The 13,196-nt window shown below is 64.6% G+C and carries 11 protein-coding genes; 7 read left to right on the top strand and 4 right to left on the bottom strand.

Annotation, left to right across the window (positions count from 1 at the left end; all coding sequences use genetic code 11):
- Nucleotides 1–203 precede the first annotated feature (203 nt).
- The 3 genes from BRAD3257_RS36085 to BRAD3257_RS36075 all read right to left on the bottom strand — a co-directional run bounded on the left by BRAD3257_RS36085 (nt 204) and on the right by BRAD3257_RS36075 (nt 2,644).
- The gene (locus BRAD3257_RS36085; protein ID WP_122405790.1) at nt 204–917 is read right to left on the bottom strand and encodes an ABC transporter ATP-binding protein; all 714 of its coding nucleotides are present in this window, start codon (nt 915–917) and stop codon (nt 204–206) included.
- Complete coding sequence (locus BRAD3257_RS36080) at nt 914–1,711, bottom strand: ABC transporter ATP-binding protein (protein ID WP_122405789.1); 798 nt, start codon at nt 1,709–1,711, stop codon at nt 914–916. Before BRAD3257_RS36080 ends, BRAD3257_RS36085 begins: the two co-directional genes overlap by 4 nt.
- A gap of 66 nt (nt 1,712–1,777) precedes the next feature.
- Nucleotides 1,778–2,644, bottom strand: a complete 867-nt coding sequence (locus BRAD3257_RS36075) for an IclR family transcriptional regulator (RefSeq protein ID WP_162500653.1) — start codon at nt 2,642–2,644, stop codon at nt 1,778–1,780.
- Nucleotides 2,645–2,774: 130 nt separating this feature from the next.
- Here BRAD3257_RS36075 and BRAD3257_RS36070 point away from each other — a divergent pair, with 130 nt between their 5' ends.
- The 6 genes from BRAD3257_RS36070 to BRAD3257_RS36045 all read left to right on the top strand — a co-directional run bounded on the left by BRAD3257_RS36070 (nt 2,775) and on the right by BRAD3257_RS36045 (nt 11,372).
- Nucleotides 2,775–4,871 carry a 3-hydroxyacyl-CoA dehydrogenase NAD-binding domain-containing protein gene (locus BRAD3257_RS36070; RefSeq protein WP_122405788.1) on the top strand — a complete coding sequence of 699 codons (2,097 nt, stop codon included), beginning with the start codon at nt 2,775–2,777 and terminating at the stop codon, nt 4,869–4,871.
- A 126-nt stretch (nt 4,872–4,997) separates the two neighbouring features.
- Entirely contained in the window at nt 4,998–6,680 is a 1,683-nt protein-coding gene (gene pimA / locus BRAD3257_RS36065) for a dicarboxylate--CoA ligase PimA (protein ID WP_122405787.1), read from the top strand.
- Nucleotides 6,677–7,864, top strand: a complete 1,188-nt coding sequence (locus BRAD3257_RS36060; protein ID WP_122405786.1) for an acetyl-CoA C-acyltransferase — start codon at nt 6,677–6,679, stop codon at nt 7,862–7,864. The genes pimA and BRAD3257_RS36060 overlap by 4 nt, the downstream gene beginning before the upstream one ends.
- 134 nt (nt 7,865–7,998) lie before the next feature.
- A complete protein-coding gene (pimC, locus tag BRAD3257_RS36055; protein WP_122405785.1) occupies nt 7,999–9,189 on the top strand; it encodes a pimeloyl-CoA dehydrogenase large subunit in 1,191 nt (396 codons plus the stop codon).
- A 135-nt stretch (nt 9,190–9,324) separates the two neighbouring features.
- Nucleotides 9,325–10,467: a pimeloyl-CoA dehydrogenase small subunit gene (gene pimD / locus BRAD3257_RS36050; RefSeq protein WP_122405784.1), complete on the top strand. Its 1,143-nt coding sequence runs from the start codon at nt 9,325–9,327 to the stop codon at nt 10,465–10,467.
- A 131-nt stretch (nt 10,468–10,598) separates the two neighbouring features.
- On the top strand, nt 10,599–11,372 hold the full coding sequence (locus tag BRAD3257_RS36045) for an SDR family NAD(P)-dependent oxidoreductase (protein ID WP_122405783.1): 774 nt from the start codon (nt 10,599–10,601) through the stop codon (nt 11,370–11,372).
- Between the two features lie 99 nt (nt 11,373–11,471).
- Here the strand turns inward: BRAD3257_RS36045 and BRAD3257_RS36040 are convergent, their stop codons facing one another.
- Complete coding sequence (locus BRAD3257_RS36040; protein WP_244607825.1) at nt 11,472–12,020, bottom strand: endonuclease domain-containing protein; 549 nt, start codon at nt 12,018–12,020, stop codon at nt 11,472–11,474.
- Here BRAD3257_RS36040 and BRAD3257_RS36035 point away from each other — a divergent pair.
- Entirely contained in the window at nt 12,013–13,095 is a 1,083-nt protein-coding gene (locus BRAD3257_RS36035; RefSeq protein WP_122405781.1) for an ISAs1 family transposase, read from the top strand. The two genes, BRAD3257_RS36040 and BRAD3257_RS36035, sit on opposite strands and share 8 nt — an antisense overlap.
- The last annotated feature ends 101 nt before the right edge of the window (nt 13,096–13,196 follow it).

The raw sequence follows: 13,196 nt of genomic DNA, 5'->3' as shown, positions 1-13,196 counted from the left end.
GTTGGGATTGAGCGAGAACGGCGTCGGCGACGACACCTCTTCCCAGCGGGGAGAGGTCGGATTGCGAAGCAATCCGGGTGAGGGGGCGCCGCTCCAACGAGAGACCGTAACCCCTCACCCGATTTGCTTTCGCAAATCGACCTCTCCCTTCGGGAGAGGTGTAGCGAGCGCGCGGATAGATCGATTCCATCGATGCACCCACCTCAATAACCCAGATAGGATTTGCGGATTTCTTCGTTGTTCGCGATGTCCTTGGCCTTGCCCGACATCACGATGCGCCCGGTCTCGATCACATAGGCCTGATCGGCGAGCTCGAGCGCGAGCTGGGCGTTCTGCTCGACCACCAGGATCGACACCTTGTCCTCGCGGTTGATCTTGCCGAGGATGCCGAACAGATCGCGCACCACCAGCGGCGCGAGCCCGAAGGAGGGCTCGTCCAGCAGCATCAGGCGCGGCCGCAGCATCAGCGCCCGAGCGACCGCCAGCATCTGCTGCTCGCCGCCGGACAGCGTGCCGGCCTGCTGGGTGTGGCGCTGCTTCAAGACTGGGAAATGCGCATACATGCGCTCGATGTCGGAGACGATGCCGGCGCTGTCCTTGCGGGTGATCGCCCCGAGCTGGAGGTTCTCCTCCACGGTCATGTTGGTGAAGGTGCCGCGGCCCTGCGGCACATGGGCAATGCCGTACCGCACGATGTTCTCGGTCGAGCGGTTGTTCAGCGGCTTGCCGTCGAACTCGATCGCGCCGGTCGAGCGCACCATGTTGCAGATCGCGCGCAGCGTCGTGGTCTTGCCGGCGCCGTTGGCCCCGAGCAGCGTCGTCAGCGATCCCTCGTTGAGCGAGAAGGACAGGCCATGGAGCGCCTGGACCTGACCGTAATAGGCGCGCAGATCCTTGACGTTGAGCAGTGTCGTCATTGGTCTTTGCTCCCGAGATAGGCCTTGATGACGTGAGGGTCCGCCTGCACCTGGGCGGGGGTGCCTTCCGCGAGCTTCTTGCCGAAATTGAGCGCGACCACGTGGTCGGCGATCGACATCACGAGGCCCATGTGGTGCTCGACCAGCAGCACGGTCATGTGGCGCTCATCGCGGATGCGGCGGATGAGGTCGCCCAGCACATAGACCTCCTCATGATTGAGACCGCCCGCCGGCTCGTCGAGCAGCAGGATCTTCGGGTCGGCGGCCAGCGCGCGCGCCAGCTCGACCCGCTTCTGCGTGCCGAAGGGCAGGCCTGACACCACGGTGTGGGCGACGTCCTCGAGATCGAGATAGGCGAGGATCTCGTGCACCTTCTTGTTGACCTCGGTCTCGCTGCGCCGGACCCAGGCCAGCCTTAAGGAGTCGCTGATGATGTCGCTGGAGGTCTTCGAATGCGCGCCGACGCGGACGTTGTCCATCACCGACAGATTCGGGAACAGCGCCACGTTCTGGAAGGTGCGGCCGATGCCGATCTCGGCGATCCGGTGCGGTGGCCGCGACAGGATGCTCACGCCTTCCATCAGAATGTCGCCGGACGACGGCTGGTAGAGCCGGCTGAGGCAGTTGAACAGCGTGGTCTTGCCGGCGCCGTTGGGCCCGATCAATCCGAGGATCTGGCCCTTGTGCATGTCGAAGGACACACCGTTGAGCGCAACGATGCCGCCGAACACGACGCTGACGTCGCGAACTGCGAGCAGGGGCGATGTCCCCCGCGCGAGCTGTGCCTGCGTCATCTCGTCTCGCTCACGTTCTTCAGTGAGCGATGGGGCGATGCGAACCGCTCCCGGTGACGACAAAGGCTATCTGAATCCCTCGGCCACACGCGCAACTTTTCCTCCTGATTTCAGCTTTTTGCTGATGTCTTTTTTGGAATGCGGCATCAGACCCCCGAGCGCCGCTTCGATGTTCCTTACCATCGCAAGCAGACGCGGTCCAATGTCGTTGATCAAACGCTCTTCCGTGAAACGGAATGCTGGCGCGCCGCAATTGAATGCGTAAGGTCCGGTTCCGTCGTTGAGCTTGAGCGCCACTCCGGCGGCGCCGATGTCGTCGTGCCAGTCTCCGACCGAAATGGCGAAGCCATACTTCGCTATGATCTCGCCGGACCGCTCCAAGCCGTCGCGCATCTTCGGCCAGCGGCTGCCGTAATGTTCGCGCAGAATGCGCGACACTTCAGCGCGACCCTCGTCGTCGAGGGCCCAGTAATAGGCGCGCCCCATCGCGGTAGTTGCAATCGGCACGCGCGAGCCGACGTCAAGTTGAACACCGACCGTCTCGCTGCCGCGACTTTGCCCGAAATAGATCATGCTGTGACGATCGCGGCCGCCGACGGCGACGGCGCCGCCGGTCGCGCGCATCACTTCCTCGCGGAACGGCTCGGACAAATGCCGAACGCCCAGATTGGCTAATGCCGCGTAGCCGAGGGACATCGCTGCAGGGGCGAGCTGGTACTTCTCGAACCGGGGAACCGGCGTCAGATAACCGAGCTTGGTCAACGTGTAGGTCAGCCGCGACACGGTCGGCTTGGGCAGCTTGGTGCGGGCCGCAATCTCCTGATTGCCGAGCAGGCCGTCATTGGGTTGGAACGCGCGCAATACATCCAGTCCGCGGGAAAGCGCGACGACGAAATTCCGATCGGTCGCAGCCTTCTTTCCTGTACGCTTCATCCCTGATCTGCTTCTTGCGCGGAGTCGTTGACAACGTCCGTGCTTCAAAATAACCCTGCCGTCAAGATGCGGAATTAAATTCCGCACCGCGAAATCGAACAAAAGTAAATCCCCACCAAGGAGGGACACCGTGAGCGAAGTGGTCAAGCTTGAGCGTCATGACGAAGTCGGGATCGTCACGGTCAACAGTCCGCCGGTCAATGCGCTGAGTGCCGCAGTCCGCGGTGGTATCCTCGAGTGCATCAAGGCCGCAATCGCCGATCCCGCCATCAAGGGCATCGTGCTGACCTGCGCCGGCCGCACCTTCATCGCCGGTGCCGACATCACCGAGTTCGGCAAGCCGCCGAAGCCGCCCGCCCTCAACGACGTGCTGTCCGAGATCGAGAATTCGCCCAAGCCGGTCGTTGCCGCTATCCACGGCACGGCGCTCGGCGGCGGTCTCGAGGTCGCGCTCGCCTGCCATTTCCGCGTGGCGGTGAAAGAAGCCAAGCTCGGCCTGCCCGAGGTGAAGCTCGGCCTGTTGCCCGGCGCCGGCGGCACCCAGCGCCTGCCGCGCGCGGTCGGGCCCGAGCTCGCCGTCAAGATGATCGTCGGCGGCGACCCGATCGGTGCGGCGGAAGCGCTGAAGAACGGCTTGATCGAGGAGATCGTCGAAGGACCGGCGTCCGGCGGCGAAGCCTTCGTTCGCAAGCTCATCGCCGAGAAGCGTCCGCTGCGCCGGCTGCGCGACGACGATTCCAAGCTCGCGGCCGCCAAGGCCGACCGCTCGATCTTCACGAATGCGGTTGCCGCCATGACCAAGAAGTCGCGCGGCCTGGAGGCGCCGTTCGCGGCCGCCGACGCCGTCGGCTATGCCATCGACCTGCCCTTCGACGAAGGTCTGAAGAAGGAGCGCGAAGGCTTCCTCAAGCTCGTCGCCAGCGATCAGTCCAAGGCGCAGCGCTACGCGTTCTTCGCCGAGCGCGAGGCCAACAAGATCGCGGGCGTCCCTGATGGCACCAAGCCGCGTCCGGTCAACCGTGTTGCCATTCTCGGCGCCGGCACCATGGGCGGCGGCATCGCGATGTCCTTTGCCAATGCCGGTATTCCGGTCACCCTGATCGAGACCGGCGAGGAGCAGCTCAAGCGCGGCATGGGCGTGATGCAGAAGAACTGGGAAGCGACCGCTGCGCGCGGCGGCATTCCGGCCGATGCGCCCGCCAAGCGCATGGCGCTGATCGACGGCAAGGTCGGCATCGAGAATGTCGGCGATGCCGATCTCGTCATCGAGGCCGTGTTCGAGACCATGGCAGTGAAAAAGGAGGTGTTCGGCAAGCTCGACCAGTACGCCAAGCCCGGCGCCGTGCTCGCCTCCAACACCTCGTACCTGAACATCGACGAGATCGCCAAGTCGACCAAGCGTCCGCAGGACGTGCTCGGCATGCACTTCTTCTCGCCGGCCAACGTCATGAAGCTGTGCGAGATCGTCCGCGCCGACAAGACCGCGCCGGATGCTCTCGTGACGGCCGTCACGATCGCGCGCAAAATTGCAAAGGTGCCGGCCGTTGTCGGCGTCTGCGATGGCTTCGTCGGCAACCGCATGCTGGCGCAGCGCGGCAAGCAGGCCGAGAAGCTCCTGTTCGAGGGCGCCCTGCCGCAGCAGGTCGACGCGGTCGTCACCAAGTTCGGCATGCCGATGGGACCGTTCGCGATGGGCGATCTCGCCGGACTCGACATCGGCTGGCGCTCGCGGAAAGACCGCGGCATCAAGTCGGAGATCGCGGACGCGCTGTGCGAAGCCGGCCGCTTCGGCCAGAAGACCGGCAAGGGCTACTACAAGTACGAAGCCGGCTCCCGCGCGCCGCTGCCCGACCCGGAGGTCGAGAAGCTGATCGACGAGACGCTTCTCCGCCTCGGCCGCAAGAAGCGCGTCGTCAGCGACGAGGAGATCCTCGAGCGCATGATGTACCCGATGATCAACGAGGGCGCGAAGATCCTCGAAGAGGGCATCGCGGCGCGCCCCTCCGATATCGACGTGGTCTGGCTCTACGGCTACGGCTGGCCGATCTATCGCGGCGGCCCGATGTACTGGGCCGACACCGTCGGCCTCAAGCACATCGCCGACCGTCTCGCCTTCTATGCCAAAGAGACCAACGACCCCAGCCTCGAGCCCGCGCCGCTGCTGAAGAGGCTCGCGGCGGAGGGCAAGACGTTCGCCTCGCTCGCGGCGGCGTCGAAGGCGGCGTGATGGCCGCTGCTGCCCCTGCCCGAAGGGCGAACTATGGTGCGCAGCTGCGCACCTGAGAATCCCGAGATTCCGGGTTCGGCTCTTCGAGCCGCCCCGGAATGACGGTCTGCGTGGTTTAGAGAAGCAATGATCCATCCCGGCGAACAGTTTTATCCCGAGGGCGTGCGGTGGGACGACACCATCGTCCAGGGCACGCTGCCCGACCTCTTGTCGAAAGCCGCCGCCGATTACGGCCCGCGCACTGCGATCGAGTTTCGCGACCGGCCCATGACCTACACCGAGCTTGCCGCGATGGTGGATCGCGCCGCCGCGGCGTTCTTGCGGGCCGGCTGCGGCAAGGGCACGTCGGTGGCGTTGTTCCTCGGCAACACGCCCGACCACCCCATCAATTTCTTCGGCGCGCTGAAGGCAGGCAGCCGCGTCGCGCATCTGTCGCCGCTCGACGGTGAGATCGCGCTGACCCACAAGGTCTCCGACTCCGGCTCGCGCGTGCTCGTGACCTCGAACCTCCAGGCGCTGCTGCCGACCGCGCTGAAATTTTTGGAGAAGGGCCTGATCGATCGCCTCGTCGTCTGCGAGGACGATCATTGGGGCAAGGTCGGCACGCCGCAGGCGGCGATCCCCGATGATCCCCGCATCGTCACCTCCAAGACCTTTGTCGAGGGCGCGACCGCACCGGCACAGTGGCCGTCCGTGACGGCCGACGACGTGGCGCTGCTGCAATATACCGGCGGCACCACCGGCCTGCCCAAGGGCGCGATGCTGACCCACGGCAATCTCACCGCGGCGGTGTCGATCTACGACGTCTGGGGCAAGCCGGCGCGCGCCGCCCGCGGCGACGTGATCGAGCGCGTGATCTGCGTGCTGCCGCTGTTCCACATTTACGCGCTCACCGTCGTGCTCTTGTCCTCGCTTCGCCGCGGCAACCTGATCTCGCTGCATCAGCGCTTCGACGTCGAGGCCGTGATGCGCGATATCGAGGTGAAACGCGCGACTTATTTTCCGGGCGTGCCGACGATGTGGATCGCGATCGCCGCGCTCCCCGATCTCGACAAGCGCGACTTCTCCTCGCTTGCCACCATCGGCTCCGGCGGCGCGCCGCTGCCGGTGGAGATCGCGAGCTTCTTCGAGCGCAAGATCGGCAAGAAGCTGCGCAGCGGCTGGGGCATGACCGAGACCTGCTCGCCCGGCACCGGCCACCCGCCCACCGGCCCGGACAAGCCCGGCTCGATCGGCCTGATGCTGCCCGGCATCGAGCTCGACGTCGTCGCGCTCGACGATCCCAAACGCGTGCTGCCGCCGGGCGAAGTCGGCGAGATCCGCATCAAGGGCCCGAACGTCACCAAGGGCTACTGGAACAAGCCGGAGGGATCCGCTGAGGCCTTCGTCGACGGCCGCTTCCTCACCGGCGACATCGGCTATGTCGACACCGACGGCTATTTCTTCCTGGTCGATCGCAAGAAGGACATGATCATCTCCGGCGGCTTCAACGTCTATCCGCAGATGATCGAGCAGGCGATCTACACCATTCCGGGCGTGCACGAGGTGATCGTGCTCGGCATTCCCGACCAGTATCGCGGCGAGGCCGCGAAGGCCTTCATCAAGCTCAAGCCGGACGCAAAGCCGTTCTCGCTGGACGAATTGCGCGCGCAGCTCGCCGGCAAGCTCGGCAAGCACGAACTGCCGGCCGCGGTCGAGTTCGTCGACGATCTGCCGCGCACGCCGGTCGGAAAATTGTCGCGCCACGAATTGCGCCAGCAGCAGAAACCGTCACAATCCACCAAAACCGCATCAGGAGGTCGTTCTTGACCGACGCCGTCATCGTTTCCACTGCCCGCACCCCGATCGGCAAGGCCTATCGCGGCGCGCTCAACGCCACCGAGGGCGCAACCCTGCTCGGCCACGCCATCGGCGAAGCCGTCGCGCGCGCAAAAGTCGACCCGAAGGAGATCGAGGACGTCGTGATGGGCGCAGCCCTCCAGCAGGGCGCGACCGGCGGCAACATCGCGCGCAAGGCGCTGCTCCGCGCCGGTCTGCCCGTCGCCGTCGCCGGCACCACCATCGACCGGCAATGCGCCTCGGGCCTGCAGGCCATCGCGCTCGCCGCGCGTTCGGTGATCTTCGACGGCGTCGAGATCGCGGTCGGCGGCGGTGGCGAGTCGATCTCGCTCGTGCAGAACGACAAGATGAACGGCTTCCACGCCCAGGATCCGGCGCTGCTCAAGATCAAGGGCGAGGTCTACATGCCCATGATCGACACCGCCGAGGTCGTCGCCAAGCGCTACGGCATCTCGCGCGAACGCCAGGACGAATATTCGCTGGAGAGCCAGCGCCGCACCGCTGCGGCCCAGCAGGGCGGCAAGTTCAAGGAGGAGATCGCGCCGATCACGACGCAGATGGCGGTCACCGACAAGGCAACCGGCGCCGTGTCGATGAAGGAGGTCACGCTGTCGCAGGACGAAGGCCCGCGCCCCGAGACCACGATCGAGGGCCTCGCCGGCCTCAAACCGGTGCGCGGCGAGGGCTTCACCATCACCGCCGGCAATGCCAGCCAGCTCTCCGACGGCGCCAGCGCCTCCGTCATCATGAGCGACAAGGAAGCCGCCAAGCGCGGCCTTGCGCCGCTCGGCATCTTCCGCGGCTTCGTCTCCGCCGGTTGCGAGCCGGACGAGATGGGCATCGGCCCGGTCTTCGCCGTGCCGCGCCTTTTGAAGCGCCACGGTCTCACCGTCGACGACATCGGCCTCTGGGAGCTCAACGAAGCCTTCGCGGTGCAGGTGCTGTATTGCCGCGACAAGCTCGGCATCGATCCCGACAAGATCAACGTCAATGGCGGCGCGATCTCGGTCGGCCATCCCTACGGCATGTCGGGCGCGCGCCTCACCGGCCACGCTTTGATCGAAGGCCGCCGCCGCAAGGCCAAATATGCGGTCGTCACCATGTGCGTCGGTGGCGGCATGGGCGCTGCCGGGCTGTTCGAGGTGCTGCAGTAACGGGCCCCGTCGTTCCCGGGCATTCGCGGCACGCGAATGAACCCGGAACCTCGAGCCAAAATTTCGAGATTTGCGGGTTCGCGCTTCGCGCGCCCGGAATGACGAATAGGGAATAACGTTCACAGGAGGATCCGATGGATCTCGCATTCACGAAAGAAGAGCAGGCGTTTCGCGAGGAAGTGCGGCAGTTCTTCCGCGACAACGTGCCGCCGGATACGCGGCGCAAGCTGGTCGAGGGCCGGCATCTCACCAAGGACGAGATGGTGACGTGGTGGCGCATCCTCAACAAGAAAGGCTGGGGCGTCAGCCACTGGCCCAAGGAATATGGCGGCACCGGGTGGACCGCCGTGCAGCACTACATCTTCAACGAGGAGCTTCAGGCGCATCCCGCGCCGCAGCCGCTCGCCTTCGGCGTCAGCATGGTCGGCCCCGTCATCTACACCTTCGGCAACGAGGAGCAGAAGAAGAAGTATCTGCCGCGCATCGCCAATGTCGACGACTGGTGGTGCCAGGGCTTTTCGGAGCCCGGCTCCGGCTCCGACCTCGCTTCGCTGAAGACGAAAGCCGAGCGCAAGGGCGACAAGTGGATCATCAACGGCCAGAAGACCTGGACCACGCTGGCCCAGCACGCCGACATGATCTTCTGCCTCTGCCGCACCGACCCCTCCGCGAAGAAGCAGATGGGCATCTCCTTCATCGTGTTCTCGATGAAGTCGAAGGGCGTCACCGTGCGTCCGATCCAGACTATCGACGGCGGCCATGAGGTCAACGAGGTGTTCTTCGACGACGTGGAAGTCCCGATCGAGAACCTGATCGGCGAGGAGAACAAGGGCTGGGACTACGCCAAGTTCCTGCTCGGCAACGAGCGCACCGGCATCGCGCGGGTCGGCGTCTCCAAGGAGCGCATCCGCCGCATCAAGGATCTCGCCTCCAAGGTCGAATCCGGCGGCAAGCCGATCATCCAGGACCCGGCCTTCCGCGAGAAGCTGTCGGCCTGCGAGATCGAGCTGAAGGCGCTCGAGCTGACGCAGCTGCGCGTCGTCGCCGACGAAGGCAAGCACGGCAAGGGCAAGCCCAATCCGGCCTCGTCCGTGCTGAAGATCAAGGGCTCCGAGATCCAGCAGACCACCACCGAGCTCTTGATGGAAGTAATCGGCCCGTTCGCCGCGCCTTACGACGTGCACGGCGACGACGGCTCGAACGAAGCCATGGACTGGACCGCCCAGATCGCGCCGAGCTACTTCAACAATCGCAAGGTCTCGATCTACGGCGGCTCCAACGAGATCCAGCGCAACATCATCGCCAAGGCGGTGCTGGGGCTGTGATTGCAACTCGTCGCCATGCACTCGACGTCATGGCCGGGCTTGACCCGGCCATCCACGCCTAGCGGCACGGAGAAACGTGGATGCCCGGCACAAGGCCGGGCATGACGACATCAGATACCGGGAGAGTAGAGAAACATGGATTTTGATTTGAACGAGGAGCAGCGGCTTCTCAAGGAAAGCATCGACGGCCTCTTGACCGATTCCTACGATTTCGAGAGCCGCAAGAAGTACATGGCGGAGAAGGGCGGCTGGAGCAAGACCGTCTGGCTCAAGCTCGCCGAGCAGGGCCTGCTCGGCCTACCCTTCAGCGAGGCCGACGGCGGCTTTGGCGGCGGCGGCGTCGAGACCATGATCGTGATGGAGGCGCTCGGCAAGGCGCTGGTGCTGGAGCCGTATCTCGCCACGGTCGTGATCGGCGGCGGCTTCCTGCGCCATGCCGGCACCGATGCGCAGAGGGCCGCGCACGTGCCCGGGATCATCGACGGCAGCAAGACGCTGGCCTTCGCGCAGCTCGAGAAGAACTCGCGCTACGATCTGTTCGACGTCACCACGACCGCGAAGAAGAAGGGCGATGGCTGGATCATCGACGGCGAAAAATTCGTCGTGCTCAATGGCGAGAATGCCGACACGCTTGTCGTCACCGCCCGCACCAGGGGTGACCGCCGCGACAAGACCGGCATCGGCGTGTTCCTGGTCCCGGCGAATGCCAAGGGCGTCGCCAGGAAGGGCTATCCGACGCAGGACGGCCTGCACGCCGCCGACATCACCTTCACCGGTGTCGAGGTCGGCCCGGATGCCGTGCTCGGCAACCCCGAGGATTCGCTCGCACTGATCGAGCGCGTGGTCGATGACGCCCGCGTCGCACTCTGTGCCGAGGCGGTCGGCCTGATGGATGAATCGCTCAAGACCACCGTCGAGTACATCAAGACCAGAAAACAGTTCGGCGTCGCGATCGGCTCGTTCCAGTCGCTCCAGCACCGCGCCTCCGACATGTTCGTCGCCGCCGAGCAGGCACGCTCGATGTCGATGTTCGCGACCATGGCGAACGATTTCGAGAACGCCAAGGAGCGGTCCAACGCGATCGCCGCGGCCAAGGTGCAGATCGGCAAGTCCGCCAAATTCGTCGGCCAGCAGTCGATCCAGCTCCACGGCGGCATCGGCATGACCATGGAGGCGAAGATCGGCCACTACTTCAAGCGCCTCACCATGATCGAGAACACGTTCGGCGACACCGACTACCACCAGCGCCGCGTCGCGGACGCGGGCGGGTTGATCTGAGTATCACCACCGTCACGTCACTGCGAGCGAAGCGAAGCAATCCAGGATCTTTCCGTTGAGGCAGTCTGGATTGCTTCGTCGCAAGAGCTCCTCGCAATGACGGAGGCCGTTGAAGCATCGAGGCAACGACAATGAAAAACACCCCGTTCGATCTCACCGGCAAAGTCGCGGTGGTCACCGGCTCCAGCCGCGGCATCGGCCGCTGCTCTGCTGAACTCCTGGCGAAGCTCGGCGCCAAGGTCGTGGTTTCCTCGCGCAAGCTTGAGCCCTGCAAGGAGGTCGCCGACGGCATCATTGCTGCCGGCGGCGATGCCCTCGTCATCCCCTGCAACATCGCGCGCAAGAACGAGGTCGAGGCGCTGATTGCAGGCGCGACCAGGCATTACGGAAAGATCGATATCCTCGTCTGCAACGCCGCGGTGAATCCCTATTACGGCCCGCTGCTCGACATCACCGATGAAGCCTTCGACAAGATCATGGGAAGCAACGTCAAGAGCAACATCTGGCTCTCCGCGCTGGCGATCCCGCAAATGGCCGAGCGCGGAGGCGGCTCCGTGATCATCATCTCCTCGATCGGGGGCTTGCGCGGCTCGACCGTGATCGGCGCCTACGGCATCTCCAAAGCCGCGGACTTCGCACTGTGCCGTTCGCTCGCCGGCGAATGGGGCCCGAAAGGCGTCCGCGTCAACTGCATCGCGCCCGGCCTCGTCAAGACCGATTTCGCCCGCGCCCTCTGGGAAGACGAAGCCAACCTGAAGCGCCGCACCGCCACCACGCCGCTCCGCCGCATCGGCGAACCCCACGAAATTGCCGGCGCCGTCGCCTATCTCGCCTCCGACGCCTCGAGCTTCATGACCGGGCAGACCATCGTCATCGACGGCGGAGTGACGACGGCGGCGGTGTAGGGTTTGACCACTTGCAATTGTATTGAACTGGCGCTTCACTTCACCCTCCCCTGGAGGGGACCCCTCCAGGGGAGGGTAAGAGAAGGGCCGCGCGAGCCGCTACGTTCGGCGGTGCTTCAAGGGTGTCGTCTCTGCCTCGCGCGATCCGTACAGCTCGACATAGATGCATTCGAGAACGGCGGTCAGATCACTCGTGATCTCCGAATTCCAGAATCGGATGACTCGATAGCCTTCGTTCTCAAGCCAGCGTTGACGTTCGAAGTCGCGTGCGGCCGTATCGTCTTCATTGTGGTGGCCGCCATCGAGCTCGATGATGAGGCGCTTGGCTGGACAGAAGAAGTCGACAATGTAAGGACCAATTGGAGCTTGGCGGCGGAAGTGTGAGCCTTGGAGCGGGAGCTCCTTCAGCGCACGCCATAACATCCGCTCGTGCGGCGTGGTGTTGGCTCTCAGCTTCTTCGCGGCCGCGCGTCGGATTGATGTTGACACCATTGCTGTGGCTTCACCCCACCCCGCTCGCGCTAGGCGCGAGCGACCCTCCCCCTCCAGGTAGGGGAATCGCATATGGTGCTGGCAGGGTGTTGCCAAGCGGTTGGAACTGGATTCTTTGGGTGTCTCTCGATTCCAGAGGGAGACCTGAATGCGCAAGCTCAAGCGCCTGTTTCGACCGCTCAAGGACCCGCGCGCCAGCAACACCCGACATGATCTTGTGGAGATCCTCGTCATCGCCTTGGCGGCGACGCTGGCTGGCGCCAAGACCTGCACCGAGTTCGAGTTCTTTGGCCAAGGCCGCGAGGAGCTGTTGCGGCGCTTCCTGGAGCTCAGGCACGGCATCCCAAGCCACGATACGTTCAGCAATGTCTTCCGTGCTCTGGACCCGAAGGGGCTTGAAGCGGTTCTGCGCAAGTTCAGCAAGAGCTTCGGCATCAAGGGGGTGGTCAGCATCGACGGCAAGGCGCTGCGCGGGGCCTACACGCGGGGCCGGCAGGCCACGCCGCTGCATATGGTCAATGTCTGGGCCGCAGGCACTCGCATGGCATTGGCCCAGAGAAAGGCTCCCAACCGCAACGAGGTTGCCGGGGCTCGCGAAGTCCTCGCGCTGCTCGATCTGGACGGGGCTCTTGTCACCGCCGACGCCTTGCATTGCCGGCCCGATACCGCGCAGGCCATCCTCGATCGGAAGGGGCACTACGTGTTGGCCATCAAGAGCAACCGTGGCCGGCTCTTCAAGGCCGCCAAGACGTTGGTCGATACAGCCCGAAAGCCCGCGCGAGCGAGTCAACGAAGAGCCACTGCCCACGGTCGCGCCGAGCGCCGGCAGGCCATCGTCGCGCCGGCTCCTCAGTTGGCGAAGCAATACGACTTCCCCGCTATCGCCGCAGTCGGTCGCATCGACAGCTGGCGCGCAAACTCTGGCAAGACCGCCAAGCATACGGTCCGATACTTCCTCGCCTCGCGCCTGCTGTCGGCCAAAAAGCTGCTCGAGGTCGTGCGTGCTCACTGGAGCATCGAGAACAACCTGCACTGGGTCCTCGACGTCCTGTTCGACGAGGATGCCTGCCGCAGCCGCAAGGATCACGCCACCGAAAATCTCGCCCTCATCCGCAAGCTGGCCATCAATACCCTGCAGGCAACGCCCGGTCCTGCCCGCATCAGCCACAAAATGCTCCAAGCCAGATGGAATAATGACTTCCTTCTCTCCGCCCTCGCCCATATGCGATAGCCCTACCCCTCCAGGGGAGGGTAAGCGAGACCTACCTTGACCTTGCCGTCCTAATCCGCTCCCTTTGGCGCGACACAACGACTCCTCTCTGGGAAAACGCC

This window comes from Bradyrhizobium vignae (assembly GCF_900324035.1).
In the GTDB taxonomy this organism is placed as follows: Bacteria; Pseudomonadota; Alphaproteobacteria; order Rhizobiales; family Xanthobacteraceae; genus Bradyrhizobium; species Bradyrhizobium vignae.
This window is presented reverse-complemented; position numbering and strand designations above follow the sequence as displayed.

Coding starts and splice junctions, on each gene's coding strand:
- BRAD3257_RS36085 (WP_122405790.1), bottom strand. CDS start 917: ATGACGACACTGCTCAACGTCAAGGATCTGCGCGCCTATTACGGTCAG.
- BRAD3257_RS36080 (WP_122405789.1), bottom strand. CDS start 1,711: ATGACGCAGGCACAGCTCGCGCGGGGGACATCGCCCCTGCTCGCAGTT.
- pimA (WP_122405787.1), top strand. CDS start 4,998: ATGATCCATCCCGGCGAACAGTTTTATCCCGAGGGCGTGCGGTGGGAC.
- BRAD3257_RS36045 (WP_122405783.1), top strand. CDS start 10,599: ATGAAAAACACCCCGTTCGATCTCACCGGCAAAGTCGCGGTGGTCACC.
- BRAD3257_RS36075 (WP_162500653.1), bottom strand. CDS start 2,644: ATGAAGCGTACAGGAAAGAAGGCTGCGACCGATCGGAATTTCGTCGTC.
- BRAD3257_RS36035 (WP_122405781.1), top strand. CDS start 12,013: ATGCGCAAGCTCAAGCGCCTGTTTCGACCGCTCAAGGACCCGCGCGCC.
- pimD (WP_122405784.1), top strand. CDS start 9,325: ATGGATTTTGATTTGAACGAGGAGCAGCGGCTTCTCAAGGAAAGCATC.
- pimC (WP_122405785.1), top strand. CDS start 7,999: ATGGATCTCGCATTCACGAAAGAAGAGCAGGCGTTTCGCGAGGAAGTG.